At 60.3% G+C, this 25,835-nt stretch carries 33 protein-coding genes; 11 read left to right on the top strand and 22 right to left on the bottom strand.

All coding sequences use genetic code 11. From position 1 onward, the window contains the following. Window positions 1–8 precede the first annotated feature (8 nt). From VL130_RS05340 to VL130_RS05270, 15 genes are all read right to left on the bottom strand, one after another. A complete protein-coding gene (locus tag VL130_RS05340) occupies window positions 9–503 on the bottom strand; it encodes an SRPBCC domain-containing protein (protein ID WP_325361698.1) in 495 nt (164 codons plus the stop codon). 2 nt (window positions 504–505) lie between these two features. Next, window positions 506–916 (bottom strand): VOC family protein, encoded by a 411-nt coding sequence (locus VL130_RS05335; protein ID WP_325361697.1) that lies wholly within the window; start codon window positions 914–916, stop codon window positions 506–508. Between the two features lie 12 nt (window positions 917–928). After that, the gene (locus VL130_RS05330; RefSeq protein WP_325361696.1) at window positions 929–1,405 is read right to left on the bottom strand and encodes an SRPBCC family protein; all 477 of its coding nucleotides are present in this window, start codon (window positions 1,403–1,405) and stop codon (window positions 929–931) included. A gap of 1 nt (window position 1,406) precedes the next feature. After that, window positions 1,407–2,096, bottom strand: a complete 690-nt coding sequence (locus VL130_RS05325) for a YceI family protein (protein WP_325361695.1) — start codon at window positions 2,094–2,096, stop codon at window positions 1,407–1,409. Between the two features lie 30 nt (window positions 2,097–2,126). After that, the gene (locus tag VL130_RS05320) at window positions 2,127–2,675 is read right to left on the bottom strand and encodes an SRPBCC family protein (RefSeq protein WP_325361694.1); all 549 of its coding nucleotides are present in this window, start codon (window positions 2,673–2,675) and stop codon (window positions 2,127–2,129) included. Beyond that, the gene (locus VL130_RS05315) at window positions 2,672–3,163 is read right to left on the bottom strand and encodes an SRPBCC domain-containing protein (protein WP_325361693.1); all 492 of its coding nucleotides are present in this window, start codon (window positions 3,161–3,163) and stop codon (window positions 2,672–2,674) included. The genes VL130_RS05320 and VL130_RS05315 overlap by 4 nt, the downstream gene beginning before the upstream one ends. Continuing rightward, on the bottom strand, window positions 3,160–3,675 hold the full coding sequence (locus tag VL130_RS05310) for an SRPBCC domain-containing protein (protein WP_325361692.1): 516 nt from the start codon (window positions 3,673–3,675) through the stop codon (window positions 3,160–3,162). The genes VL130_RS05315 and VL130_RS05310 overlap by 4 nt, the downstream gene beginning before the upstream one ends. A gap of 9 nt (window positions 3,676–3,684) precedes the next feature. Continuing rightward, window positions 3,685–4,131, bottom strand: a complete 447-nt coding sequence (locus VL130_RS05305; RefSeq protein WP_325361691.1) for an SRPBCC domain-containing protein — start codon at window positions 4,129–4,131, stop codon at window positions 3,685–3,687. 117 nt (window positions 4,132–4,248) lie between these two features. After that, window positions 4,249–4,587 carry a metalloregulator ArsR/SmtB family transcription factor gene (locus VL130_RS05300; protein WP_325361690.1) on the bottom strand — a complete coding sequence of 113 codons (339 nt, stop codon included), beginning with the start codon at window positions 4,585–4,587 and terminating at the stop codon, window positions 4,249–4,251. An 8-nt stretch (window positions 4,588–4,595) separates the two neighbouring features. Next, on the bottom strand, window positions 4,596–4,979 hold the full coding sequence (locus VL130_RS05295; protein WP_325361689.1) for an iron chaperone: 384 nt from the start codon (window positions 4,977–4,979) through the stop codon (window positions 4,596–4,598). Window positions 4,980–5,070: 91 nt separating this feature from the next. Further along, complete coding sequence (locus tag VL130_RS05290; RefSeq protein ID WP_325361688.1) at window positions 5,071–5,628, bottom strand: GNAT family N-acetyltransferase; 558 nt, start codon at window positions 5,626–5,628, stop codon at window positions 5,071–5,073. A gap of 2 nt (window positions 5,629–5,630) precedes the next feature. Further along, the gene (locus tag VL130_RS05285) at window positions 5,631–5,948 is read right to left on the bottom strand and encodes a hypothetical protein (RefSeq protein WP_325361687.1); all 318 of its coding nucleotides are present in this window, start codon (window positions 5,946–5,948) and stop codon (window positions 5,631–5,633) included. Next, window positions 5,945–6,637 carry an MliC family protein gene (locus VL130_RS05280; protein ID WP_325361686.1) on the bottom strand — a complete coding sequence of 231 codons (693 nt, stop codon included), beginning with the start codon at window positions 6,635–6,637 and terminating at the stop codon, window positions 5,945–5,947. Before VL130_RS05280 ends, VL130_RS05285 begins: the two co-directional genes overlap by 4 nt. A 95-nt stretch (window positions 6,638–6,732) precedes the next feature. After that, entirely contained in the window at window positions 6,733–7,695 is a 963-nt protein-coding gene (gene mdh, locus VL130_RS05275) for a malate dehydrogenase (protein ID WP_325361685.1), read from the bottom strand. 247 nt (window positions 7,696–7,942) lie between these two features. Continuing rightward, the gene (locus tag VL130_RS05270; protein WP_325361684.1) at window positions 7,943–8,560 is read right to left on the bottom strand and encodes a hypothetical protein; all 618 of its coding nucleotides are present in this window, start codon (window positions 8,558–8,560) and stop codon (window positions 7,943–7,945) included. Window positions 8,561–8,741: 181 nt separating this feature from the next. On the opposite strand from VL130_RS05270, the gene sdhC reads away from it, so the two are divergent. The 6 genes from sdhC to VL130_RS05240 all read left to right on the top strand — a co-directional run bounded on the left by sdhC (window position 8,742) and on the right by VL130_RS05240 (window position 13,478). Then, window positions 8,742–9,323: a succinate dehydrogenase, cytochrome b556 subunit gene (sdhC, locus tag VL130_RS05265; RefSeq protein WP_325361683.1), complete on the top strand. Its 582-nt coding sequence runs from the start codon at window positions 8,742–8,744 to the stop codon at window positions 9,321–9,323. After that, on the top strand, window positions 9,323–9,697 hold the full coding sequence (sdhD, locus tag VL130_RS05260) for a succinate dehydrogenase, hydrophobic membrane anchor protein (RefSeq protein ID WP_325361682.1): 375 nt from the start codon (window positions 9,323–9,325) through the stop codon (window positions 9,695–9,697). The genes sdhC and sdhD overlap by 1 nt, the downstream gene beginning before the upstream one ends. Before the next feature lie 3 nt (window positions 9,698–9,700). Next, window positions 9,701–11,491 carry a succinate dehydrogenase flavoprotein subunit gene (gene sdhA / locus VL130_RS05255; protein WP_325361681.1) on the top strand — a complete coding sequence of 597 codons (1,791 nt, stop codon included), beginning with the start codon at window positions 9,701–9,703 and terminating at the stop codon, window positions 11,489–11,491. Between the two features lie 7 nt (window positions 11,492–11,498). Continuing rightward, the gene (locus VL130_RS05250; protein WP_325361680.1) at window positions 11,499–12,227 is read left to right on the top strand and encodes a class I SAM-dependent methyltransferase; all 729 of its coding nucleotides are present in this window, start codon (window positions 11,499–11,501) and stop codon (window positions 12,225–12,227) included. Further along, on the top strand, window positions 12,220–12,996 hold the full coding sequence (locus VL130_RS05245) for a succinate dehydrogenase iron-sulfur subunit (protein WP_325361679.1): 777 nt from the start codon (window positions 12,220–12,222) through the stop codon (window positions 12,994–12,996). The genes VL130_RS05250 and VL130_RS05245 overlap by 8 nt, the downstream gene beginning before the upstream one ends. A 161-nt stretch (window positions 12,997–13,157) precedes the next feature. Then, a complete protein-coding gene (locus VL130_RS05240; RefSeq protein ID WP_325361678.1) occupies window positions 13,158–13,478 on the top strand; it encodes a 2Fe-2S iron-sulfur cluster-binding protein in 321 nt (106 codons plus the stop codon). Between the two features lie 36 nt (window positions 13,479–13,514). Here the strand turns inward: VL130_RS05240 and pyrF are convergent, their stop codons facing one another. Continuing rightward, on the bottom strand, window positions 13,515–14,201 hold the full coding sequence (gene pyrF / locus VL130_RS05235) for an orotidine-5'-phosphate decarboxylase (protein WP_325362374.1): 687 nt from the start codon (window positions 14,199–14,201) through the stop codon (window positions 13,515–13,517). A gap of 90 nt (window positions 14,202–14,291) precedes the next feature. Between pyrF and VL130_RS05230 the strand changes: the two genes are divergently transcribed. After that, a complete protein-coding gene (locus VL130_RS05230) occupies window positions 14,292–15,023 on the top strand; it encodes a MarC family protein (RefSeq protein WP_325361677.1) in 732 nt (243 codons plus the stop codon). Here VL130_RS05230 and VL130_RS05225 read toward each other — a convergent pair whose 3' ends face one another. Next, a complete protein-coding gene (locus VL130_RS05225) occupies window positions 15,024–15,596 on the bottom strand; it encodes an ActR/PrrA/RegA family redox response regulator transcription factor (protein WP_325361676.1) in 573 nt (190 codons plus the stop codon). Between the two features lie 10 nt (window positions 15,597–15,606). Then, window positions 15,607–16,998, bottom strand: a complete 1,392-nt coding sequence (locus VL130_RS05220) for an ActS/PrrB/RegB family redox-sensitive histidine kinase (RefSeq protein ID WP_325361675.1) — start codon at window positions 16,996–16,998, stop codon at window positions 15,607–15,609. 25 nt (window positions 16,999–17,023) lie between these two features. On the opposite strand from VL130_RS05220, the gene VL130_RS05215 reads away from it, so the two are divergent. From VL130_RS05215 to VL130_RS05205, 3 genes are all read left to right on the top strand, one after another. Continuing rightward, window positions 17,024–17,653, top strand: a complete 630-nt coding sequence (locus VL130_RS05215) for an SCO family protein (RefSeq protein WP_325361674.1) — start codon at window positions 17,024–17,026, stop codon at window positions 17,651–17,653. 151 nt (window positions 17,654–17,804) lie between these two features. After that, complete coding sequence (locus VL130_RS05210) at window positions 17,805–19,055, top strand: polyhydroxyalkanoate depolymerase (protein ID WP_325362373.1); 1,251 nt, start codon at window positions 17,805–17,807, stop codon at window positions 19,053–19,055. After that, a complete protein-coding gene (locus VL130_RS05205) occupies window positions 19,039–19,788 on the top strand; it encodes a SprT family zinc-dependent metalloprotease (RefSeq protein ID WP_325361673.1) in 750 nt (249 codons plus the stop codon). The genes VL130_RS05210 and VL130_RS05205 overlap by 17 nt, the downstream gene beginning before the upstream one ends. Window positions 19,789–19,950: 162 nt before the next feature. On the opposite strand, the gene VL130_RS05200 is transcribed toward VL130_RS05205, so the two are convergent. Next, window positions 19,951–22,023 (bottom strand): transglycosylase domain-containing protein, encoded by a 2,073-nt coding sequence (locus VL130_RS05200; RefSeq protein ID WP_325361672.1) that lies wholly within the window; start codon window positions 22,021–22,023, stop codon window positions 19,951–19,953. Between the two features lie 312 nt (window positions 22,024–22,335). Between VL130_RS05200 and VL130_RS05195 the strand changes: the two genes are divergently transcribed. Then, window positions 22,336–23,898: a RecQ family ATP-dependent DNA helicase gene (locus tag VL130_RS05195; RefSeq protein ID WP_325361671.1), complete on the top strand. Its 1,563-nt coding sequence runs from the start codon at window positions 22,336–22,338 to the stop codon at window positions 23,896–23,898. 48 nt (window positions 23,899–23,946) lie between these two features. On the opposite strand, the gene VL130_RS05190 is transcribed toward VL130_RS05195, so the two are convergent. From VL130_RS05190 to VL130_RS05180, 3 genes are read right to left on the bottom strand one after another with little or no spacing between them, the layout of a single operon-like run. Continuing rightward, on the bottom strand, window positions 23,947–24,792 hold the full coding sequence (locus tag VL130_RS05190; RefSeq protein ID WP_325361670.1) for a hypothetical protein: 846 nt from the start codon (window positions 24,790–24,792) through the stop codon (window positions 23,947–23,949). Beyond that, window positions 24,789–25,313, bottom strand: coding sequence for a PadR family transcriptional regulator (locus VL130_RS05185; protein ID WP_325361669.1), 525 nt, complete (start codon window positions 25,311–25,313; stop codon window positions 24,789–24,791). The genes VL130_RS05190 and VL130_RS05185 overlap by 4 nt, the downstream gene beginning before the upstream one ends. Window positions 25,314–25,372: 59 nt before the next feature. Beyond that, window positions 25,373–25,792, bottom strand: a complete 420-nt coding sequence (locus VL130_RS05180) for a diacylglycerol kinase family protein (RefSeq protein WP_325361668.1) — start codon at window positions 25,790–25,792, stop codon at window positions 25,373–25,375. Window positions 25,793–25,835: the final 43 nt, after the last annotated feature.

Below are 25,835 nucleotides of genomic sequence, written 5' to 3'. Positions count from 1 at the left end.
CTCGTAACTCATGCGGAAATCTCCATCGGAAAAGAGAGCAGGGTATGCAAGCGGTCGAAACTCGACCACCAGCCGTCGCCATGGCCTTCGGCTTCGTGTGCCGACTGGAAGGGCTGCTGGCTGAGCGTCACCAGGGTCTGGCTGCCCCGATCTGCAAAAGTAATGACGACTGTATTGGTTTCGCCACGTTCGCCGGCCTCTTCCCAGACGAAGGTGAAGACCAGTTTTTCCAGCGGCACGACTTCGGTGAAGACGCCGTTCTGCCACAGATCGTCACCAGTCTCGACCGAGGTCAGGCAGTTGCGCCACCGGCCACCCGGCCGCACATCCATGTCGAGATGCGTGGCCGGATAGTGCGCCGGTCCCCACCATTGCGACAGCAGGGCCGGATTGGTCCAGGCTTCATAAACGAGGGCTCGCGGCGCATCGAACAGACGCTCGATCCTGAGGTCGCTATCGGTATGAATGATGTTGCGGCAGGCCGCACCCGCAATCTCTGGCATAATTAGGCCGCCGCCTCGACATTGATCATCCACGGCGTGCCGAAACGATCGGTGACCATGCCGAATTGCAAGGCCCAGAAGGTCGGCTGCAATTCCATCTGCACATTGCCGCCCTCGGCGAAGGCGGCGTAGATGCGCTTTGCGTCATCGGCGGTTGACGGGTTGATCGTGACCATGAAGCCGGCCGGCTTGGCCTGCATATGCAGGGGCGCATCCGAGCCGGCGAGGGTATTGTCACCCACCTGAAGCGTGGCGTGCATGATCTTGTCCTGCCAGTCGGCGCCAACCATGTCCTTCATCGGGCTTTCGCCGTGGGTCTGCATGAAGGTGATCTCGCCGCCCAGGGTCTCGGCGTAGAATTTGAAAGCCTCGGCGCACGTGCCGGGGAAGTTGAGATAGGGGAAGATTTTCATGGGTCTGTTTCCTTATGCGTCTGCTTTTTGAGAAATAACAAAGGCGATCGCCATATCGATCAGCGTTTCAGTGCCGGTCTTGCGGTCTTCCGGCGTCGGGTAACCGTCAAAATGGACGATCTGTTCAGTCAGTTTGAGGTGCGTGCCCTGGCCGTTCGGGGTGAATTCGATTGTCGCCAGCGAACACGACAGCCGCTTGTCATTATGGTGCATGTCATAGCTGTAAACGATACGCTGATCCGGCACGATGTCGCGGTATTCGCAGGTGAAATCGCTGACCGTACCGCTTTGCCAGCGGCCCTTCAGCCGTTCGGCGCCGCCTTCGCGGAAATCGAGATGGCGCTCGATCAGTTCCCATCTGTCGGCGGGCGCGGTGAACCACTGCGCCTTAGCGTCGGCATTGGCCCAGGCGAAAAATACCAGATTGGCCGGCGCATCGATATCGCGCTCAATGATAAAGGTATCGTGATGGGTGGAGCGTTCGGTCATCTCATTTCTCCTGTGTTTTCAAGGCGGGACCGGTCATCTCGGTCTCGATGGTGAAATCGACCTCGTCGCCCACCCCCATTGTGGTGCCGGGCGCCGGAATGCCGTAGCCCATGCCGAACAGCGAGCGCTTGAGCGTCCCCTTGGCCGAGAAGCCGATGCGGGCATTGGGATCGATACCTACCAGGCCAGGATAGCCACCATTGAAGGTGACGGCCAGGGTCACCGGCTGGGTGACGCCATGCAGGCTCAGGTCGCCGGTCACATTGGCGGTATTAGCGCCGGTGATGTCGATTTTGGTCGAGGCATAGGTGATCTTAGGGAAGGCCGCAGCGTCGAAGAACATCTTGCCCATCAGCTCATCATGGAAGCCCTTGGGCGGCGCGTTCAGTTCGAGCGATTGCGGATCGATGGTCACGGTCAGAGCGGCCGCTTCAAGATGCGCCGGATCAAGCTTCAGATGCGCATCGATATCGCCGAAACGCGCCGTATAGTGCGAGTAACTCATGTGATTGACGGTGAAGGTCAGCGAGGTATGCGCCGGGTCGGTCTTGTAATCGCCAGCAGGAATATTGGCGATCGAGGGCGCACTTGTGGCAACCAGGGCCGATTCAGCGGGTTTTTGTTCGGCTTTTTTGGCCGGCGTGCAGGCACAGAGGCTCAGAGCCGTACACAATATGAGCAGGCGTTCCATGGGTAATCTCCTTGTAAGGTCTTGACGGCCCTAAGTGGTCGGTTTTTCGCTCAGGCGTTTCAGGTTCTCCAGCCCGCGTTCGAAATCCTTGCCGATCAGGTCGTCCATGTTCATGACGGTGCCCATCAGCTTCGACATGAAGGGCGACGGCCCGAACATGGCCCAGGTCACCACCGTGTCTTCACCGCCAGAACCTGAAACAGGTTGCAACAGGAATTCGGCACTGTTGGTCGCTGCAATGGGCTTGATGAAGTCGAGATTGATCAGCAGGCGATGGGCAGGCGCGGCTTCGCGGATAGTCATGCGTCCCTGACCGGCCTTGCCGTTACCCTGCCAGTCATAAACCGCGCCGACGCCGGACGTTTCGCCGCTAAAGGTGCGCTTGAGTTCGGGATCGAGTTGCTCCCACGGCGACCAGTCCTTCCATTGGCGGAAGTCGTCGATATGGCCGTAGACGGTTTGCGCCGGAGCATTGATCGTCACCGAGCGCTGCATACGGAAATGGTTCGGCTTGCTGACGACGACGAACAGGAAGGTCAGGAGCGCGGCCAGAACCAGGATGATAATGAGCATAATCATTTCATATTTCCCGGAAGTGTATTGAGGTAGGCGTCAAGGGAGTCCGCCATGCCTTTCGTGCCGTCGATCCGGTCTTCGAGGTGATCGACGCCATCGATGAACAGGATCTGCTCAACGAGCTTGAGATGTGAACCAGACCCCTTTGCCGAAAATTCCAGCACCTGTTGCGACACGGTGAACAGCTTGCCATCCATCGTCATATTGTACTGGTGGATGATGCGTTCATCCGGCAGGATATCGAGATAGAGCGAGTCATTGGTCATCCACGGCGCGTCGGCGTTTGGCCGGCCGCGCCATTTTTCCCAACCGCCGACGGTGAAATCGAGCGTGTGCTTCGTGACCTCCCATTTCGGCTGACCGCCGTACCAGACCTGCTTGGCTTCCAGATTGGTGAAAGCCCAGAAGACCAGCGATACGGGATGATCGTAATCGCGCTCGACCGTGAAGGTTTCGGGTTTGGCGGCCCGGATTAATGCGGGTTGAGTCATTTGAGCCTCGCCAGGTAGGCATCGAGCTGCATGAAGGTGCCGCCGAAGCCCATTTGCATACTGGAATGACCGGCCTTGAAGATGGCGCGCTCTTCCGGCGTCGCATTGATCGGGAAGGAGTGGCTGTCGAGCACTGTCTTGCCGTCTTTTTCCACCAGCGTCTGGATAGCGAGAACTTCGAGCGGCCACAGCGGCGCCATCGGGTGACGGACCGGCTGGCCGGCTTCATTACAGAAGGAAACGACGTAGGCCAGGCTATCGGGCGCATTGATTTCGCGGAACACCCACTTGCCCCACATGGTCACACCGGTGGGCATCTGCATCCCGTAAAGGAAGACGCCGCCGACCTTGAGATCGAGCGATTTGACGATCAGTTTCATGCCGGCCGGACCAAACCAGTTGGCGAGATGCTCGCCCTTCGTCAGCACATCCCACAGCAGAGCCTTCGAGGCGTCGAAGGTGCGGGAGAGCTTGAAGACTTCATCTTCGGCGGCGGGGGTTTCAAGAGTCATTTTCGGTCCTCAGAGGGTTTGGAGATGAGTTTCAAGCCGGTCGAAATTCTGTTCGTTAGCGGCTTCGAGAAAGGGCGCCAGGCCGTCATCCTGGCCGGGGGCAAAATCCATGATCCAGGTCAGGTCGGTGGCGTCATCACCCGCCGGTTCAAAGGTCATGGTCATGACAAAATCGTGCATCGGCTCGATATGCTGCATGACGATGCGCTGCGGCGATACCTCGATGAATGCCTTGATATTGTCGAATTCGCGGTCGTTCTCGTTGATCATGGTGAAGCGCCATTGGCCGCCCTCACGCAGATCGAAAGTGTCTATCCGGTTGGTGAAGCCATCCGGCCCCCACCAAAGCTTCACCTGCTCCGGATCGGCGAAAGCGCCGTAGACCTGGGAAGGCGGAAAAGGCAGCCGGCGGTGATTGAGCACCTGATAAGCCGGCGTATCGGTTGTCTCAGTCATTTTTAGCTCCCTTGGCTTGCAGGGTTTTCAGATAGGCCGCCAAACGATTGAGGCGCGCTTCCCAGATTTGTCTGTAATATTGCCACCACATACCGGCCTCCTCAATTCACGTTAGCTTTAATTGGTTGGACCGTCCGGCTTCAGTGTCTTCAGATAGGCGTCAAGCCGGTCAAAGCGGGCCTCCCACATCTGGCGGTACTCGCCAATCCAGGCATCGACCTCTTTCAGCGGTTCCGGCTCCAGTTTGCACGGCCGCCACTGCGCTTCACGGCCGCGCGAGATCAGCCCGGCCTTTTCCAGCACCTTCAGATGCCTGGAAACCGCCGGCAAACTCATATCAAATGGCTCGGCCAGTTCGGTGACCGAGGTCTCGCCAAGCGACAGACGGGCCAGTATGGCGCGGCGCGTCGGATCAGCCAGAGCGGTCAGGGTTTGCGATAAGCGATCAGCGGACATGGGGTACTCTATTTCTTCTTTTTAGCAGCCTTCGCGGCCGCATTCTCGGCGATGCGGGTCGTGATGATGGCCCGCAGAACCTGATCCGGCATCGGATGTTCCGGCGTGAAGCGCACCGTACCGGGCGAGGTCGAAAAATCCGTCAATTCGCCGGCAAATGCTGCCAGCACCTTAGGCGACATGCCGTAAAAGGCGCAATGTTTCGCCGCCGCGCCAAAGGAGACCAAGGGACCATCGAGCTTGTAGCACGGCACGCCATAACTGATCACCTCAAGCGCATCGGGCGCCAGCTCGCGGATTAGGGCGCGCAAATGATTCAGCGCTGGTCTGAATTCCGGTTTCACATCGGCCAGATAGGCGTCGACATCTTTGTAAGCCGCCTTGGCATTCATGGCACCACCATTTAACCCATTTGTTAAATAACTTATCGGTTAAATACAATTCAGAGTCAAGCGCCTTGGGTGAAAAAAATTACGCCTTGTTTTACAAGAATTTTTTGCGGTTTTCGCGCCATTCCTCGCGCGTCTGCCCCCAGACATCGACCACCAGATCGGCGAAAGGATCGGGCAATCGGGCCTGCCGCATGACGTAAGACCCCAGCGTCCTGGCCAGTTTCGCCGAGGGCGCATTGGTCGGCGAAATGGTGTGGATGACGGTCTCCCAACCCAGCGTATCGCAGGCGAAATCCATGCTGGCGATCGCCGCTTCCCTGGCATAGCCTTTGCCTTGCGCTTCTGCCAGCAACCCCCAGCCGACCTCGCGGTCCGGCCAGCCATGCGGACAGAGCGGCCCGATGCGTCCGATCCATTTGCCCGTGCTTTTCTCGATCACGCTGAACATGCCGAAGCCATCGAGCGCCCACGAACCGGCGATGGTTCGCATGGTGCGCCACACCACCGGCGGTGTCGCCACGCCGCCGAGAAAGGTCATGGCCTCGACATCGGCATGGAAGGCGCAAAAACCGTCAAAATCGGCATCGACCGGCGGGCGCAGAATCAGGCGGTCCGTTTCGAGCGTCGGCCCCAGCGGCGAATGTGTCAAAGTCAGCGATCCTCGATATCAAGCGTGCGTCCGGAACGGCGGTCTATATAGACGTAACGCGTCACCGTCGAGGCCCCGCCGCCCCAGGCACTCAGCCCCATCAGAAAGCCCAGGTCATACCAGCGGCCGATATTGGGATAGGCATACATGCGGATCGTATCGGAAAACAGGCTGACGACGAAGGAGATCGGCGCCAGCAGTCCGTCGATAATGCCGCGCACCAGGGCCGGATCATTATGCCCGCCCATTGGCCGCGTGGCACAGGCGGTTAGCAGGCAAAGCCCGGTCAGGGCCGCGATGGTCAGGATGGTTTTTTTCATGGCTTTATTTCCTCACAAACGATCATGCCAGCGCCGGGTACGGTCCACATAACCTCGTCGCCCTTGTTCCAGAATTCGTAAGGCCCATCCGGCAGATCGGCGGCATAGCGCGCGCCGGACGCACTGATGGCCTGGGTCAAAACGGCGCTCTTGCCGGCCCATTTGACATAGACCATCGAGTCGGCGCCATTGATAAAGGTCGAGGTCATCAAATCGGCCTGACCGGGGCAGCGCCAGCTTATCGGCCCAATGCTGACGGCGGTATCGCTGCGCGCCACCGGATAGCCGGCGCGCAGGTCGCTGATCCGGCCGGCATAGGCGTTGAGCAGGCAGGCCTCACTGTTCTCGGTCGTGGCGCAGGCATTGCGCTTGTTCAGCCAGCCGCCTTGCAGACGCTGGAGCGCCACGCGGTCGATGCCGGGCGCCTTGCCGATCAGGCCATAGAGGCGTGTGACCTCGACATCGAGCTGCGCGAGGCGGGCATTGCCGCAGACCATGATCTCGGCCTTGAGCGTGGCCTTGGCGCAATTGAAACTGGGCGTGGCCGCAGCGGCCTGGGCCAGCGGCGCAATGGCGGCGCTCGCCTGCTCGGAAGCGGCGGCGGAACTTTGCGCCTCGGCCTTGTGGCTCGGCGCGCAGGCAGTCATCAGGGCGGTGACGGCCAGGATCGGGATAAACGATTTGAACATGGCGGGAACTCCTCAGATGAGGGAGCCTAGCATATCCGGAAATAAAAAAGCCGCCCGTTTTCACGAGCGGCTTTTTCAATTCAGTTTTCTCGAACTTAAGCGAGCGACGGATCGATCGTCTTGCAGGCGGCGATCAGCCCCTGCACGCTTTCGACCGACTTGGCGAACATCGCCTTTTCTTCGTCATTGGTCGAGAACTCGATGATGCGCTCGGCGCCGTCCTTACCGATCACGGCCGGGACGCCGACATAGAGACCGCGCAGGCCGTATTCACCATTGAGATAAACGGCGCAAGGCAGGACGCGCTTCTTGTCGAGCAGGTAGGACTTGGCCATGACGATGGCCGATTCCGCCGGCGCATAGAAGGCCGAACCGGTTTTCAGCAGGGCGACGATTTCGCCGCCACCGCCACGGGTACGCTTCACGATGGCGTCGAGTTCTTCCTGAGTGAAGAAGCCTTGCGCCACGCATTCCGGCAAGGGCAGGCCGCCGACAGTCGAATGGCGCACCATAGGCACCATGTCGTCGCCGTGACCACCGAGGGTCCAGGCGTGGATGTCTTCGACCGACACGCCGGTCTTTTCAGCCAGGAAGTAGGCGAAACGGCCCGAATCGAGCACGCCGGCCATACCGATGACCTTCTTGTGCGGCAGGCCGGAGAATTCGCGCAGCGCCCACACCATCGCGTCGAGCGGGTTGGTGATGCAGATAACGAAGGCGTTCGGGGCATGTTGCTTGATGCCTTCACCGACGGCCTTCATGACCTTCAGGTTGATGCCCAGCAGGTCGTCGCGGCTCATGCCCGGCTTGCGCGGTACGCCGGCGGTGACGATGCAGACGTCGGCCCCGGCGATGCCGGCGTAATCGTTGGCGCCCTTCAGAGTGACATCCTTGCCGAAGACGGCGGTGGCTTCGGCGAGATCGAGCGCCTTGCCTTGCGGCGTGCCTTCCATGATGTCGAAGAGAACGATGTCGCCCAGTTCTTCACGGGCGGCGATGTGGGCCAGCGTGCCCCCGATCATACCCGAACCAATCAGAGCAATCTTTGCGCGTGCCATGGGAACTCCCTTTAAAAATGCCGCAGGTCAAAACCTGCCCGCGTCGTAATCCTTAACGATGCGGCGCGCAAGAGTTTGCTGCATAGCACCTAAAAAAGTGAGGCGTGTGTAGCTTACGGGCATTTAAATGGGATTAATTGCCGGGCATGATGTCATAGAAGCAAGAAACCCCACCACCAAAGCGCAAGAGCGCTTCGGTCCCCCTCCCCAACAAGTTGGGGAGGTACAAGAGCGGACATTTCTTAGATTAATTCCCCATCCGGACCTGCGCCATGGTCACCGGCGTCTTTTCGCCCTGGGGATTGAGCATATAGCCGCGCCACAGCGCATCGCCGCCCTGGGTCAGGTGCAGGATGGTCGGTGAGCGCGCGCCGCCGGCATAGTAGGTCACTTCCATATCCTTGCCGGTCTGGTTGATATCGGACACAAAACCCGAATTGTTCATGCCAAGGCCCGCCAGCATCGAACGCCAGGCCCCCTCCACCCGGCCGCTGACCACCCGGTCGCTGCGCAGTTCCAGCCCCAGCAGCTTGCGGCCCGCCGTATCGGCCACCACCCACGACCCCTCCATATTGCCGACACGGCTTTCTTTCGATCGCAAGGCCGACAGCAGGCCGGAATCATAGCCCAACTCGCTCGAATCCTTCGGACCCTCGTAATTGCGGCGATAGGCATCGACACTGACCGCCGTGCCCGCCAGCGGAGCGGTATCCATTGCCGCCGCCGCTTCCGGCGTATCGGGCTTCATGGTCGCCTGCGGGGGCAGGGCCGTGGCAGTGGCCGGCCGAGCGGCGTCCGGCAGCAGGTCATCTTGAGCCGCACCCGGCATCATCAGGGCGGCCGAAAGGATCAGGGCGGAAATCACTATAGGTACACTCTCTTACTACAGGCGATGGCGTCAGAAGCGGCGAAAGGGGCGCCGTTATGCTGAGCTAATCAGGCGCGCGTTAAGAATTCTTTCACCTCACGAGTGAACTACAGAAATTTGTCGAAGCTGGGGCAGACCGTGAGTCACATCACCGTGAAGCACCAGAAAGGCCCCAGCCATGAGGATGCGAAGCGTTCTCACGACGCGGGTGCAAAAAACAACTTTTCGTATTGAAAGCTTGATTGACACACGGCTTTCAGGGTCTAAAAGACCGGCAAGTGTAACGTTCCGGGCCACGGCTATTCTGCCGTTCCGTACAAGACATTGGTTAAGGCCGCATCATATGTCTCAGACTCCTCACCGTCCTTTATCTCCCCATCTGCAAATCTGGCGATTTCATATCACCATGTTCACTTCCATTCTGCACCGGGCCACTGGCTTGGCGTTAGTCGTAGGTTCGGTGCTTGTGGCTGCCTGGCTGCTGGCCATCGGCATAACGGCTTCGGGCATCTGCCCGCAGGCCTATACGGTCTTCCTGACCTTCGCCGCGTCTCCGCTCGGACTACTGGTGTGGTTCGGACTGAGCCTTGCCGCCTTCCTGCATCTGACCGGCGGCTTGCGCCACCTGGTTTGGGACTTAGGTCAAGGCTTCCAGCTCAAGTCGGCCAATGCCATGTCATGGTGGGGCCTGATCGGCGGCATTGTTCTGACGATCATTTTCTGGGTGGTTCTTTTCGCTACTGGCAAGGTGGTGCTGTAATGGTCGATTCGTATTTGCGTCAGCGGTCCTCGAAGGACTGGAAAACATCGGAAAAGCACGGCGCCGCCGAATGGCTGGCCGAGCGCTGGACTTCAGTCGCGCTGATCGTACTGGGTGGCTGGGCGTTGTGGAGCGCCTTTGGCCTGATGAACCAGGGCTATGAAGTCGCCCTGGCCTTCGTGAAGGCGCCGGTCAATGCGGGCCTGATGGCGCTCACCTTCGTCATCACTGTATGGCACAGCTATGTGGGCCTGAATGCCAACGTGCTCGACTACTTCCCCAATTCCCGCGCGCTCAAGCTGCTCAACCTGCTATTCTGCCTCGTCGTTCTCGCGGCGGCGCTGGGTGGCCTGTTCCTGGCATTCAAGGCATAACTCATGGCCAAACCATACAATATCATCAATCACGACTATGATGTGGTCGTGGTCGGCGCTGGCGGCTCCGGCCTGCGCGCCGCGCTCGGCGCCGGTCAGGCCGGCCTGAAAACCGCCTGCATCACCAAGGTCTTCCCGACCCGCTCCCACACCGTGGCCGCCCAGGGCGGCGTCGCCGCCTCGCTCGGAAACATGGGCGAAGACAAGTGGGAATGGCACATGTACGACACCGTCAAGGGGTCGGACTGGCTGGGCGACCAGGACGCCATCGAATACCTCGTGCGTAATGCCCCCAAGGCGGTTTACGAACTCGAACACTGGGGCGTGCCCTTCTCGCGCACCGAAGACGGCAAGATCTACCAGCGTCCGTTCGGCGGCATGACCAAGAACTTCGGCGAAGGGCCGGTGCAGCGCACCTGCGCCGCTGCCGACCGCACCGGTCACGCTATGCTGCACACCCTCTATGGCCAGTCCCTGCGCAATGACGTCGAGTTCTTCATCGAGCATTTCGCCCTCGACCTGATTATGGACGATGGGGTTTGCCGCGGCGTCACCACCTGGCAGCTCGATAATGGCGACATCCACGTTTTCCGCGCCCACCTCGTCATCCTGGCGACGGGCGGTTATGGCCGCGCCTATTTCTCGGCCACATCGGCCCACACCTGCACGGGTGATGGTAATGCGATGGTGCTGCGCGCCGGCCTGCCTTTGCAGGACATGGAATTCGTGCAATTCCACCCCACCGGCATCTACGGCTCAGGCTGCCTGATCACCGAAGGCGCGCGCGGCGAGGGCGGTTACCTGACCAACTCGGCCGGTGAGCGCTTCATGGAACGCTACGCCCCCTCGGCCAAAGACCTGGCTTCGCGTGACGTCGTGTCGCGCTCGATGACCATGGAAATCCGCGAAGGCCGCGGCGTCGGTCCGAAGAAGGACCACATCTTCCTGCACCTCGATCATCTGCCACCGGAAATCCTGCACAAGCGCCTGCCGGGCATTTCGGAATCGGCCAAGATCTTCGCCGGCGTCGATGTGACCAAGGAACCGATCCCGGTCATCCCGACCGTCCACTACAATATGGGCGGCATCCCGACCAACTATCACGGCGAAGTCCTGACCAAGGTCGGCGACAATGCCGATACGGTCGTGCCCGGCCTGATGGCCGTCGGCGAAGCGGCTTGCGTGTCGGTGCATGGCGCCAACCGCCTCGGTTCCAATTCGCTGATCGACCTCGTGGTCTTCGGCCGCGCCGCCGGCCTGCGTTCGAAAGAACTGGTCAAGCCAAACACGCCACATAAGGACCTGCCCTCGACCGTCGTCCAGAAGCACCTCGATCGCCTCGATACCTTCCGCTACGCCGCTGGCTCCACGCCCGTCGCCAAGCTGCGCCTCGACATGCAGATCGCCATGCAGCAGGACGCCGCCGTTTTCCGCACGGGCGAAACGCTGAATCAGGGCGTCTCGCGTCTCGACGCCATCCACAAGGCGTCCAGCGACCTCGGCATCAAGGATCGCGGCATGATCTGGAATACCGACCTGATCGAGGCGCTGGAATATGACAACCTGATCAATCAGGCGGTGGTCACGGTCAATTCGGCCGCCAACCGTGAAGAAAGCCGCGGCGCTCACGCCCGCGAGGACTTCCCGAACCGCAATGATGAGGTCTGGATGAAGCACAGCCTGATGTGGATCGATACCCAGTCCGGTCAGGTCAAGGCCGACTTCCGTCCGGTCCATACCTACACCATGACGAACGATATCGCGTACATTCAGCCGAAGGCACGGGTTTACTGAGACTTTAATGGCACTGCTTTATCGAAATACAGACAAGGACTGGCAACAGATCGGTGAACTTCATCCGTTCTGGGGGGTGCTGACCGCGCCTGAATTTCGTAACGAGGCCCTTACCCCACAAAACGTTGAAAGCTTTTATGCTTCCGGCGTTGAGCATGTGAATTGGCTGGCGGAAATTGTCGAGCGTCATTTCGGGCAACCGTTAAAAGCTATGAAAGCGCTGGATTTCGGCTGTGGCGTCGGGCGCCTGACGCACGCCATGACGGCCCTGGCTGAAAGCGTTACCGGCCTCGACATTTCTCCGGGTATGCTGGCCAAGGCGCGCGAACGGACAGCGGCCAAGGTGCATTTCCTCAACGCCCTGACGGATGAACAGTTTGACTGGCTACATTCTTTTATCGTTTTCCAGCATATTCCCCCGGCGCGCGGTATGGTTATTCTTGAAGACTTGCTGCGCCGGCTGACGCCTGGCGGCCTGGTGACCCTGCATTTTACCACAGGCCGCAGTGCGTTTCACCGTGGCAAGACTGTGCTGGCCCGTCTGCGGCAATGGTTTACCAAGCGGTTGAAACCGACCGATCGTATCAGCATGTTCGATTATGACCTCGGCAGGCTGACCAATATGTTTTACACGTCTGGCATACGTCAGATGACCTTTTTACCGACGGATCATGGTGGACACCTGGGGGTGTTTGTCATCGGCCGCCGCGATCTCGAAGGAAGTGCCAATGGTTGAGTTAACCCTCCCCCGCGACTCGAAAATCAAGCCAGGCAAGCGTTACAAGGCCGCCAAGCGGACGAAAACGACGCGCACCTACAAGATCTACCGCTTCGATCCCGACGCCGGCGAGAACCCGCGCTGGGACACATATGAGGTCGACTCGGCCGATCACGGCCCGATGCTGCTCGACTCGCTGATCCACATCAAGAACAATATTGATTCGACCCTGGCCTTCCGCCGCTCGTGCCGCGAAGGCATCTGCGGGTCCTGCGCCATGAATATCGGCGGCCGCAACACCCTGGCCTGCACCAAGGGCCATGACGAATTCAAGGGCGACATCACCATCGCGCCTTTGCCGCATATGCCGGTCGTGAAAGACCTGATCCCCGACCTGTCGGGCTTCTACAACCAGTATGCCTCGATCGAGCCGTGGCTGGAAACGAAGACGCCCGATCCGGAAAAGGAACGTCTGCAAACCCCGGCGAACCGCGACAAGCTCGATGGCCTGTACGAGTGCATCCTGTGCGCCTGCTGCTCGACCTCGTGCCCCAGCTACTGGTGGAACCAGGACAAGTACCTTGGCCCCGCGGCCCTGCTGCAAGCCTATCGCTGGATCGCCGATTCGCGCGACGAGAACCAGAAGGCGCGCCTGGAATCGCTGGAAGACCCGTTCAAGCTCTATCGCTGCCACACCATCATGAACTGCGCGCAGGTCTGCCCGAAAGGACTTAACCCCGCCAAGGCGATCGCCGAGATCAAGAAGATGATGCCCGCGAAGGGATAGGTACTTAAGAACCTCCTCTGATATCGGGGGCGGGTGCCCGAAGGGCGGGTGGGGTTACTACCCAACTTTCAATTTGCGATAGCGCCGGTGATTAACCCCCTCCGGCGCAAGAGCGCCACCTCCTCCTGATATCAGGGGGAGTTCTTTATTTAGAGACCACAATGGCCAAGATCACCTATATCGAAAACGACGGCAAAGCACACACCATCGAGGCCAAGCCAGGCCAGAGCGTCATGGAAGGCGCGGTAAAGAACAACATCCCCGGTATCGACGCCGATTGCGGCGGCGCCTGCGCCTGCGCCACCTGCCACGTCTATGTCGATGACGCCTGGGTCGAAAAAACCGGCAAGGCCTCGGTGATGGAAGAATCGATGCTCGATTTCGCCAACGATCTCCAGCCGACCTCGCGCCTGTCCTGCCAGATCATCGTCTCCGACGCCCTCGACGGCCTGATAGTTCGCCTGCCGGAAAACCAACACTAGAGCGCCCTGGCAGAAGCCCAAAGGCAAGAGGTCACATTACACGTTCTGAATCGCCGCCAGGATTGCCTGCGTGGCCGCCACCGGATCGGCGACGCGGGTAATAGGCCGGCCCACCACCACATGCGACGCGCCGTTGCGGAAGGCGTCTTCCGGCGTGGCGATGCGCTGCTGGTCATCGACCGACGCGCCCACCGGTCGCACACCCGGCGTCACGATCAGAAAGTCCTTCGGCACACGGGCGCGGATCAAAGCCGCTTCATGCGGTGACGATACAACCCCATCCATGCCACATTCGACCGCCTGATCGACGCGCTTCAGCACCAGATCGGCCAGAGGGACGCCATAGCCCATCGCGTCGAGATCAGCCTGCGTCAGCGAGGTCAGCACCGTTACCCCGATGACCTTGGTTTTCGGATGACGGCCCTTGATCGCCGCGGTCATCACCTGCGGTTCGGCATGAACCGTCAGCAGGTCACAGGCGCCGGATGACGCCGCCCTGGCAGCCCCTTCGACCTGCGCGCCGATATCATGCAGTTTCCAGTCCTGAAAGATTTGCTTGCCCTGCGCCGCCAGTTCTTCACACAAGACAAGTCCGCCCTGCGCCAGAAGCGTCAGGCCGATCTTGTAATAACTGACGTTATCACCGAGCGTTTTCACCAGGGCGCGGGCGGAGGCCAGATCGGGTTCATCGAGGGCGACGATCAGGCGGGGATCGGCTTTCAACATGGTGACACCTGTAACAAGGGGTTGCGGCAAAGGGCGAATTGCTGTGTGGTAGGGTCTTCGCACTTGATGCGTCTCTTGGGGTGCCAAATGACTCTTGTTGCGTTCTACGTCAACTTCTTCATCACGCTTTTCGCCCTGATCGACCCGATCGGCAATGTACCCATCTTTGCGGCGGCGACACAAAGCCAGAGCAAGGCTTCACGGCGCCTGCTCAGCATCTACATTTCAATCTTCACGGCCCTGATCCTGACGGTCTTCTTCTTCGCCGGCCTGAGCATATTGAAATTCTTCGGTATTTCGATGGATGCTTTCCGCATCGCCGGCGGGCTGATCCTGTTCCTGATGGGGCTGGACATGGCGCGCGGCGATTTCCTGGAGACCTTCACCCATGCCGAAGAAGTCAAGTCTGGCGGCGATGCTGCCACCGGCGTCCAACCGCTCGGCCACAAGGAAAGCGCCAAAAACGCCTTTGAAAAACTGGTGGTGCCCTTCGCCTTCCCGCTGATGGTCGGCCCCGGCACCATCTCAACCGTAGTCATTCAGGCGGCGGAGGCGCAGAAACTCGGCATTATCGGCCTGGCCACCGGCGTGGCGGCCATCTGCACCACCGCCTTTGCGGTTCTGATTACGCTGCTGTTTGCAAACACAATTTCACGCGTCTTCGGTCGTGTCGGCATGGTCGTCGTCGTGCGCGTCCTCGGCCTGATTCTATGCGCGTTGTCGGTGCAGATCATCATTTCGTCGGTCAGCGAGATCACGCATAACCTGATCCTGCCTTCCGCCGCACACCCCTATGACACCAGTTCGCACCACAGGTAATTACTTCGGGGCGCGTTTCGCCAGAATGCGCTGCAAGGTCCGGCGGTGCATATTCAGCCGCCGTGCCGTTTCGGAAACATTCTGGCCGCACAGGGCATAGACGCGCTGGATATGTTCCCAGCGCACCCGATCGGCCGACATCGGGTTTTCCGGCGGCGGCGGGGCATGATCCTCAACCGCCAGCAGGGCTTTCACCACATCATCGGCATCGGCCGGTTTTGACAGGTAATCGATGGCGCCCGATTTGACCGCCGCTACCGCCGTGGCGATATTGCCATAACCGGTCAGCATGATTACCCGCGCCTCCGGGCGTTTCTTGTGGAGCGCCTCGACCGCCTGCAAACCGTTGCCATCCTCAAGCCGCATATCCATCACCGCGAAGGCCGGCGGATCGGCGTCGATCATCTCCATCGCCTGATGCACGCCCTCGGCCACCGCTACGGTGAAGCCGCGCGCCTCCAGCGCCCGCGCCAGGCGGGTGCGGAACGGGGCATCGTCATCCATCAGCAGCAGCGACCTGTCCGCCAGGGCGGCAATCGCGGTTTTCAGGGTTTCGTGGGGGTCGGCGTCCATAGTTTGGCCTTTATATATCTGGGGACAGGATATCGATTTGGTCGCGCTGCCACAAGGCCCGCACATAGGCGCCGCCCACCTCGCGGTTGCCGAAGGTGACATTGGCGCCGGTATGCTCCAGCAGGGTCTTGGCGATGAAAAAGCCCAGCCCCATGCCGGAATGGCTTTGCGCACCTAGCTTTTTGCCGGCTTTCGCGCCCTCCTCGCCGTCATAGCGCGAGGAAATATAAGGCTCGCCCAGCCGCGACAATATGTCCGGCGCGAATCCCGGCCCGTCGTCCGAAATCGTCAGGGCCACGTAGCCGCGCGTCACTTCGGCGCTGATCCGCACTTCCGAGCGGGCAAAATCGACGGCGTTTTCGATAAAGGCCGAAAAAGCGTGCAGCCATTCCGGACGGCGGCGGATCAGGATGCCGCTGTCGGCGTCACTGATGCCCCGCGCCTCGACATCGATATGGATGGCGACGCGCGCACTTTGATAGGGTTCGGCGGCGCTGCTCAGCAAGGTTTTCAACGGCACCTGGTCATAGACCGCATCGCGCGTTTCCGGCCGGGCGGAGAGTGCCTTCAGGATATCGCGGCAACGCTGGCTTTGCGACACCAGCAGTTCGGCATCTTCATAAAGCGGATTGTCCGCTTTCAGGCCATGCAGCATTTCACGCGCCACCACCTGGATCGTCCCCAGCGGCGTACCCAGTTCGTGCGCCGCCGCCGCCGCCAGTCCGCCCAGCGCCGACAGTCGCGTTTCCTTTTCCAGAACGGCCTGCGTCGCGGCCAGAGCCTGCGCCATCCGCGCCGATTCCAACGCCGCCTGCCAGGCATAGCCGGCGGTGAAGGCGATCCCGACCAGAATGGCGGCGAGGAAGCCCAGCCGGTACATTTGCGGCAGAACGAAGGCTTCGCCAGCCTTCCACGGCAGGTCGAGCGACCAGAAGGCCAGCGCAATAGCGGCGGCCATGGAAACGAAAACCACCACCAGGCCATGACGCGTCGGCAGGTTGGCGGCGGCGACGGTCGGCGGCGCGATCAGCATCAGACAGAAGGGATTGTTCAGCCCGCCGGTGACGCCGAGCAGCAAACCAAGCTGCACGGTGTCAAAACTCAGTTGCAGGGTCGCTTCCCAACCCGCCACGCGCGAATTGCGCCGGCCAAGACTGAGGATGACGTTCAGCCAGGCGCTGCCCATAATGATGCTGAGGCAGGACCACAGGCGAAGCTGATAGTTGAAACCATAGGCGATCAACAGGATCATGGCGCTCTGGCCAAGAATGGCCAGCCAGCGCAGCATGATCAGGGTGCGCAGGCGCAGATGATCCTTCCCGGCCCCGCCGCCGATAGGGGCTGCGACATCGGAGCCGTTTAAAAAGGTCGAGATATGGTTTAGGGTCTTGCTGACAAACATTGATATTCCGGCACGAAAGTTTCCGATGACTAAATTCCGACTGGCGATCATCGCCGCCGCCTTCGCCCTCCTGATCGGCCTGGCCGGCTACAACTGGTACAACAGCCTGCACGGCGGCGCAAATGGCGGAAGATCACAGTACATATCGCAGGTCGATCCGTCGGTGACGATCGGCGGACCGTTCACGCTTACCAACCAGGACGGCCAGCGCGTCGATCAATCGATCCTCAATGGCAAATGGACGGCGGTTTTCTTCGGTTACACCTATTGCCCGGATGTCTGCCCGCTGACCCTGCAATCCCTGGCGCGCACCAAGGCGGCGCTGGGCAAGGACGCCGACAAGCTCCAGATCGTCTTCATCACGGTCGATCCGGAACGCGATTCACCGGCAAACATGAAGGCCTATCTGGCCAGCGGCGGGTTTCCACCCGGCGTAATCGGCCTGACCGGCACGCCGGAAGAGGTCAAAGCGGTCGAAAAAGCCTATCGCGTGACGGCCAGCAAGAGCGGCGACGGCGATAATTACACCTATAATCACACGGCCGTGATCTTTTTGATGAATCCGCAGGGCCAGTTCGACTCGCCGCTGATGAGCGATATTACCCCCCAGCAAAGCGCCGAACAGATCAAAGACTCAATGAAGGCAGCCACTTAGTTCGGAACTTGCAACCGCTTAAAACATATGGGTGCAGGGTCGGTGACCCTGCCCCTGGTAAACTTATGTTTTCAGGCGTCGTAAGGAATTGGCAGGACAGTTTTGCTAGGGTACGTTACCGCTAACGGTAACAAGAGTACAAATGACCTCCATGCTCTATTCGCTCCACGAATACGCCTACTATTCCGCTGCCCCGCTGCGGGCCATGGCGCAGATGACGCGCGATTTCTGGGGGTCGAAGCTCAATCCGGCTTCGGACACCGCTATCGGCCGCACGCTTTACGCCTCGGCGGAACTGTTTTCCAACGTCACCAAACGCTACGGCAAGCCCGAATGGGGCATCAATACCGTCAGGATCAACGATGTCGATGTCCGCGTCAGCATCATCGAGGACTGGTCGAACCCGTGGTGCAGGCTGCTGCGCTTTCAGCGTGATGCGTCCGATCTGCGCCGCGCCAAACGCAAGACCTCGGCGCCGGCCGTCCTGATCGTGGCGCCGCTGTCCGGCCACTACGCTACACTTCTGCGCGGCACGGTGCAGGAATTCCTGCTCGATCACGATGTCTATATCACCGATTGGGCAAATGCCCGCCAGGTGCCCGTGCTCGAAGGCCGCTTCGATTTTTATGCCTATATGGACGCCATCCGCGACATGCTGACCGCCATCGGCAGCCGCACCCATGTCGTGGCCGTCTGCCAGCCGGGACCGCCGGTGCTGGCCACCGCCTGCCTGATGAGCGAGGATAACGACCCCTGCCGTCCGGCCTCGATGACCTTCATGGGGTCACCGATCGACGCCCGCTTCAACCCGACCGTCACCAACGACCTGGCGCAGGACAAGCCCTTCGCCTGGTTCAAGTCGAACATGATCCATACCGTGCCGCCGCCCTATCCGGGCCTCGGCCGCCGCGTCTATCCCGGCTTCGTGCAGCTTTACAGCTTCATGAGCATGAACGAAGCGCGCCATACCGACGCACATTGGGAATATTTCCATTCGCTGGTCGATAACGATGGCGATGCCGAGACCAAGCATCTCGAATTTTATGACGAATATCTATCGGTGCTCGACCTGACCGAGGAATTTTATCTCCAGACCATAGAGCTGGTGTTCCAGAAGTTCGCCCTGCCGAAAGGTGAGCTGGTTCATAACGGTCGCGTGGTCGACACAAAAGCCATCACCGATATCGCCCTGATGACGGTCGAGGGCGAAAAGGACGATATTTCCGGCGTCGGCCAGACCCAGGCGGCGCACGCCATGTGCCCAAATATCCCGGCGGACAAAAAGGAACTGTACGTCCAGAAGGGCGCCGGCCATTATGGCGTCTTCAACGGCCGCCGTTTCCGTGACGAGATATATCCGCGCATCCGCGATTTCATCGCCGCTAATGATAAGCTCGCTTAAGGCCCTGCTCCGTCCGGCGACTGCCTACACGGCGGGAGATGTGCTCGATTGCGGCGAATACAAACTGCGCCTGCGGGTCAATGTGCGCGCCCGGCGGATAAGCCTGCGCATCGACGCCAAAAGCGGCGAGGCCGTGGTGACCGCGCCACGTCCGAAAAACCTGCCGGACGCCGTTGATTTCGCCCGCAGCCGCCACGACTGGATTCTCCAGCACCGCCGCGACCAGGGCGCGCCTGAAGCGTTCGCGGCGGGTATGATCCTGCATATTCGCGGCCATACTGTTACGCTCGCGGAAAAGGCCGGGGTGATCACGGCACGGCCGATCCAGGCCGAAGACGGTTCGTGGCAACTGGTCACCAGCGGCGATGAAAAGCTGTTCGCCCGCCGCATCGAGCGCTACCTGCGCCAGCAGGCACTGAAAGCTTTGCAGGCCGAAACCGACCGCTATGCCGCCATGCTTGGCGTTTCCGGCGTCAGGATTTCGCTGTTCGATGCCCGTGGCCGCTGGGGATCATGTACGCCCTCACGCAAGACCATTCGCTATAGCTGGCGGGTGATCCTGGCGCCGCCGAAGGTGCTGGAATACCTTGTCGCCCACGAATGCGCGCATTTGCGTCATCCCGATCACTCGGATCGCTTCTGGGCCGAGGTGACGACGATGTTCGGTGATTACAAACCGGCACGCAAATGGCTCAAGACCGAAGGCCATACCCTGTTTAAGTACAGCAGTTAATTTCTCCTCCCTACGAAGTGGGGAGGTGGCATTGAGCGAAGCGAAATGACGGAGGGGCGCCCCTACGTCAGCGACACCAGCCCTGCGGGCTTCGCGCTGCCACCTCCCCATTTGAGAAATGGGGAGGAGAAGAAAATCTGGATCCAAGGTGTGCGCGCCCTGCTACTGGTTTTTCTTCTGCGCTTCCGAGAACAGATCGTCCACGGAATCCTTCTTCTTTTCTTCCGGATTGGGGATCGGCTGCATGGTGACGATCGGCGGAGGCCCCTGGCCGGTATCAGCCGCCGACTGCGAAGCCGCGACCGCATCGGCCTGCGTACCCAGCAGATCGCGCAGGGCGTCCTCGGCCACCGGCGTCAGTTCACTTGGCGGCGGACCTTCCGGAATGGCGCTGACCTGAATGCGCTTGAGCGCCGAAGTCATGTAGGCTTTCCAGATCGCGGCCGGCGTATTGGCGCCGGTGACCTTGCCCTTCATGACCGTATTGTCATCGCGGCCAACCCAGACAATGGTGACGAAACCGCCGGTAAAGCCATCGAACCAGGCGTCACGATAATCGCTGGTGGTGCCGGTCTTGCCGCCGATATCATAGCCCGGAATATTGGCGCTGGCGCCGGAGCCATGCGCCATGACGCCGCGCAGCATCTGGTTCATATTGGACAGCGCCGGATTATTGATGACGCGCACACGACCGCCATCCTCGCCCGGATCGCGGTACTGATACATCACCTTGCCGGTCGCGGTGCGGATGCGGATCACGCCATGAACCGTGGCGCGGATACCGCCGTTGGAGAACGGAATATAGGCCTGGGCCATTTCGAGCGGCGTGGCTTCGGAGGTGCCGAGCGCCATCGCCGGATCTGTGTTGATCCTGGCGGTCAGCCCCAGGCGATGCGCCGTGGCGGCGACATTGTCGCGGCCGATATCATTCGCCAGCCGCACGGCCACGGTGTTGATCGAATTGGCCAGCGCCGTTTGCAGGTCGATCAGGCCCATATAGCGTTTGGTATAGTTCTCCGGCGAATAATCGCCAATGCTGTAAGGCTCATCGACCACGGGCGTCGTCGGTTGGTAACCCTTTTCCATCGCCGTCAGGTAAACGAACGGCTTGAACGACGAGCCCGTCTGGCGGTGGGCGTCGGTGGCGCGGTTGAACTGTGAGTCGGCATAGGAGACCCCGCCGATCATGGCGCGGATGCGGCCTTCGCCATCAACCGAAACGACCGCCGCCTGCTGCACGCCCTTCCTGGCGTCGCGCGCCATGATGGTTTGCACGGCGCGTTCGGCGTCGGTCTGGATAGGCAGGTCGAGCGTGGTCTCGACGATCAGGTCTTCGGTATTTTTCGGATCGATCAGCGAACGGATATCCTTGTCCAGCCAGTCGATGAAATACTGCGCGTGGGCCGAGGCCAGGGTCTTCGACACACTGATCGGCTTGGCGATCGCTTCGTCGCGCTGCTCGGTGGTGATGACCTTCGACTGCACCATTTCATTGAGCACGATCATGGCGCGGCGGCCGGCGCGTTCCTGGTCGGAGAGCGGCGAATAGGAGTTGGGAGCCTTCATCAATCCGGCCAGCATGGCGGCCTCGCCGACGCGCAAATCCTTGGCGTCCTTGTTGAAATAACGCTGTGACGCCGCCTCGATGCCATAGGCCCCCGCGCCGAAATAGACGCGGTTAAGGTACATCTCCAGGATTTCCTTCTTGGTGTACTTGTGCTCAAGCCACACCGCGATCATCAGTTCCTGAACCTTGCGTTTCACGTTCTGGTTGGCGGAAAGGAACAGATTGCGCGCCAGTTGCTGGGTGATGGTCGAGCCGCCGGCCAGGTTGGCGCCCTTCTTCTTGCTCAGATTGCTGAGCAGGGCACGGCTGATGCCGACGGGATCGAAACCCGGATGGGTGAAGAAGCGGCGGTCTTCGATGGCCACGAAGGCGAGCGGCACATAGTCCGGCAGATCCTCGATCTTGACCGGTGCCGAGGCCTGCGATCCGCCGCGCACGGCGATCAGCGCGCCGGAACGGTCGAGATAGGTGATCGACGGCTGCCGGTCAGGACTGTCGAGCTTGGAGATATCCGGCAGGTCGATCGCCATGAAACCGATAAAGGCCACGCCGAAAATCGCCACCCAGATAACCGCGATGGTCAGCCAGTAGAAAGCCGTCTGCACAGGCGAGCGATGCCCTCTTTTCCCCGTCCCCGCTCCATCATCGGGACCCCGACCATTAGCCATTCAAACCTCACACATGAACATGGTTTCCGCATCGCCCGCTGCGGTCTTGATACGTCTTATAGCAAATCTGGGGAGACTGTCGCGTGAAGATTGGTTAACCCGCGCGTGCCCCCCGGCGCCGGATTTACCATAGCCTCGCTATTCGGGCAAAATTAAGCCGCCGGATACGCGGCCTTCCTTGTACCTCCCCATCTCTGATGGGGAGGGTAATCGCGCCGCCCTTTACGGCGTGGTGGTCGGGTTTCTTACTTTCTTTCCGTGCTCTAGGCCTTTTCTCTTGGTCATAAAACCAAAGCACTCTAATTCTGCCCTATGCTTTCACACGCCGATATCCTTGACCGACCCGCCAGCGAAATGGCCCGCGCCGAGGATATCCTGCGCAACACCTTTGGCTATGAGGCCTTTCGCGGCAAGCAGGCCGAGGTCATCGCCTCCATCCTGTCCGGCAGAGACACTCTGGCCGTCCTGCCGACCGGTGGCGGCAAGAGCCTGTGCTACCAGATTCCGGCGCTCTTAAGCGGTCGTATCGGCATTGTTATCTCGCCGCTGATCGCCCTGATGAGTGATCAGGTCATGGCCTTGAAAGCCCGTGGCGTGCGCGCCGAACGGCTCGATTCCTCGCAATCGCTCGACGCCCGCAACCAGCTTTGGGACGATGCCCGCGACGGCCATATCGACCTGCTCTACCTCTCGCCGGAAGCGCTCGCGCCTTTCGTGCTTGATAAACTGGTCAAGCTGCGCCCGTCGATCATGGCCATCGACGAAGCCCACTGTATCAGTCAGTGGGGCCATGATTTCCGTCCGGAATATCGCGCGCTCGGCCAGCTCAAATCGCTGCTGCCCGATGTGCCGACCCTGGCGCTCACCGCCACCGCCGACGCCCATACCCGTGCCGACATCAAGGCCGCCCTGCATATCGACGCCGCCCATGAAGTCGTGGCCGGCTTTGACCGCCCCAACCTCTCCCTGCGCTTCGTCCGCCGCAAGGGCGCCGTGCTGAAATCGATCCTCGATATCCTGCGCCGGCAAAAAGGCGCCGCCGGCATCATCTATTGCGGCTCACGCGACGGCACCGAAAAGCTGGCGCAGAACCTGACCAAGGAAGGCTTTTCCGCCGCTTCCTACCACGCCGGACTGTCGGCTCAGGTGCGCGAGGACCGGCTGAAGGCCTTCATGGCGGGCAAATCCAAGATCATGGTCGCCACCATCGCCTTCGGCATGGGCATCAATAAAGCCGATGTGCGTTTCGTCATCCACGCCGACCCGCCCTCCTCCACCGAAGCCTACTGGCAGGAGGTTGGCCGCGCCGGTCGTGACGGCCTGCCCGCCGCCGGCATCTGTTTCCATAATCCCGGCGATCTCGGCTGGGCCATCCGGCGCCTGGGCCTGCGCGAAAATGAAGGCGCGGCGGATCAGAGCGTGCAAAAGGAAAAAGCGCGCGACTTCTTTCAGATGGTGCTGGGCCATGAGTGCCGCAAAAGCGCCATCCGCCGCTATTTCGGCGAAGAACCCGGCGAGACCTGCCGCAGTTGCGACAACTGCCTCAATCGCGGCAAGCTGCTTGACGTCACCGAACCGGCGCAGATGCTGATGTCGGCCCTCTATCGCCTGAATGGTCCGCGCGGCCGCAAGAAGCTGATCGAGCATGTCATGGGCAAGGCCGATAAGCCCGATTACACCACGCGCATCAAGACCTTCGGTATCGCCAGGGATTATGACGCCGGCCTGCTGACCCATGTGCTCGATCAGTGCGAAGCCCTCGGCATCATCGAGGAAGAACTCTACGACAACAAGATGCCCATCGTCGGGCTAAAGAACGCCGACAAGCTAAAGCAGCTCTTCAAGGGCGATCTGAAGATAGAGGCGAAGTTATAAGACGTGGGGTCGCAGACCCCACACCCCATAACTCGACAGTGCGCTTCTTCAACGCGTGGTGGTGGGGGTTCTTGCTTTCTTCAACATGATCAAGGCCGCCAAAACACCGAACAGGAAATTCGACACGCCCACCTCGATCAGATGCACCTGCCGGACCGGCCACGGCATAAGCGGATTGGGATACAGCAGAGGCAACGCCATCAGCACGGAAAAAGCCACGCCCGTCAGCAATGCCCGCCGCCATGTACCACCGGTCAGACCCGCCACGCTCAACAGAGCCAGTAAGGCCCAGATCAAGCCGCGCCCCACCTGTAACAGCGCCAGTTGCCCCTGATTGATATCGAAGCCCTGCGCGTAATAGGCCCGCACATCGGCGCTTTGCCAGGCGATCAGCGCCCCGGCCCCAAAATAGAAGACGATATAGATCGGAATAATTACTGGTATCTTCCAGGCCAGACCGCTGAATCGTTCGGCGGGTTGCGCCTCCCCACGCCACAGGGCCGCACAGACCAGCGCCCCGATCGCCGCCTTGATGACACCGCTGATCGCCATCAGCATTAGCAGGCTGTTCGACATATGCAGATAGGTGTTGAAATAGATCGCCTCGATCTCGGACAGTCCGCTTTCCAGTACATACAACAGTAGGAACACGACCGCAGCCCGCCCCCAAAAGCCCCAGCGCAGGCGCGACGCCATAGCCGACAGGACCAGCGCATACAGGCCCGATACAAGCACCATCGCCGTCATCAGATCGAACGGCCCATCCGGTTTGGACGCCGGAGTGGCGGCATGGGTCAGCATCTGCCCGATCATGCCACCCGCCATCTGGCCGATAATCAGGGCCAGCCACACGCCTGCGAACTTCGCGGCGAAAATCACATATCTGTTCATCATACCTCCCCTTTCAATGCCTCATATGCCTCCGACGCCCATTGCGCCGAAGCCTCCAGTGATCGCAGGCCATGCATGACCGCCAGACGCGCCTGCAGCGGCATGGCTTGTGCTTCATCGCCCGCCAGCCAGTTTCGCAGACCCGACGCCCGCCCGGCCATGACGGTGATAAACGTGGTCAGGAATTCGAGCGTCACCTGCCGGTCCGGATGATCGTGCAGGAAAGCGAAACGCAGCAGCGCCGTCTCTACGCTTTCCTCCGGCCCCATCGGCGCGGTCAGCCAGTCATCGAATTTCCGCCGCCCCTCAGGCGTGATGTGCAGCACGCGCTTGCCGATGGCCTGCGCCGCGATCAGGCCCTGCTTTTCGAGGCTTTTCAGCGCCGGATAGATGCTGCCTGGGCTGCTCGAATAACTACCCATCGGCGTCGTCTCGAAAACCATACGCAAGGCATAGCCGGTCCGTGGTTCGGCGCGGATCAGGCCCAGCAGGGCAAAACCGAGGGTCGTGAGAATGGCCGGCAATTAATACGCTCCGTACTATTTGAAGGCAAAATAATACGAAACGTATTAAGGCACAAGCTTTACAGGGATACCGGCCCGTGGAAGCGGTCGAGCATCAGCTCAACATAGGGCCACAGCGTCAGGAAGCCGATCACCGCCGCCCCGAAGGCACACACGAGAACCGCGCCGGCGGCGATATCCTTGGCGTGCTTCACCGCCTCGGAATAACCGGGCGACACGACATCGCAGACATATTCGACCGCGGTATTGAAGGCTTCGGCCCCCCAGACCATGACGATAGCGACGATCAGCCAGCGCCAGTCCTCCAGCCGCACCTGTAGAAACGACGCCGCCAGTATAACCACCACAGTCGCCGCCAGATGCAGCCAGGCATTATGCTGGGTCTTCAGCATGAAGCTTAACCCCCGCAAGGCATAACCAATGCTTTTCAGGCGCGAGGAGGCACTGAAGCTGGCAGGCGGTGGAACATCCTCTGTCATATCAGGTCATTGCTCAGATAACGTATGGGTGCAGGGACGCGTC

The organism is Asticcacaulis sp. (assembly GCF_035497195.1).
GTDB lineage: Bacteria > Pseudomonadota > Alphaproteobacteria > Caulobacterales > Caulobacteraceae > Asticcacaulis.
The sequence above is the reverse complement of the archived record's forward strand: the minus strand, read 5'-3'. Positions and strand labels throughout refer to the sequence as shown.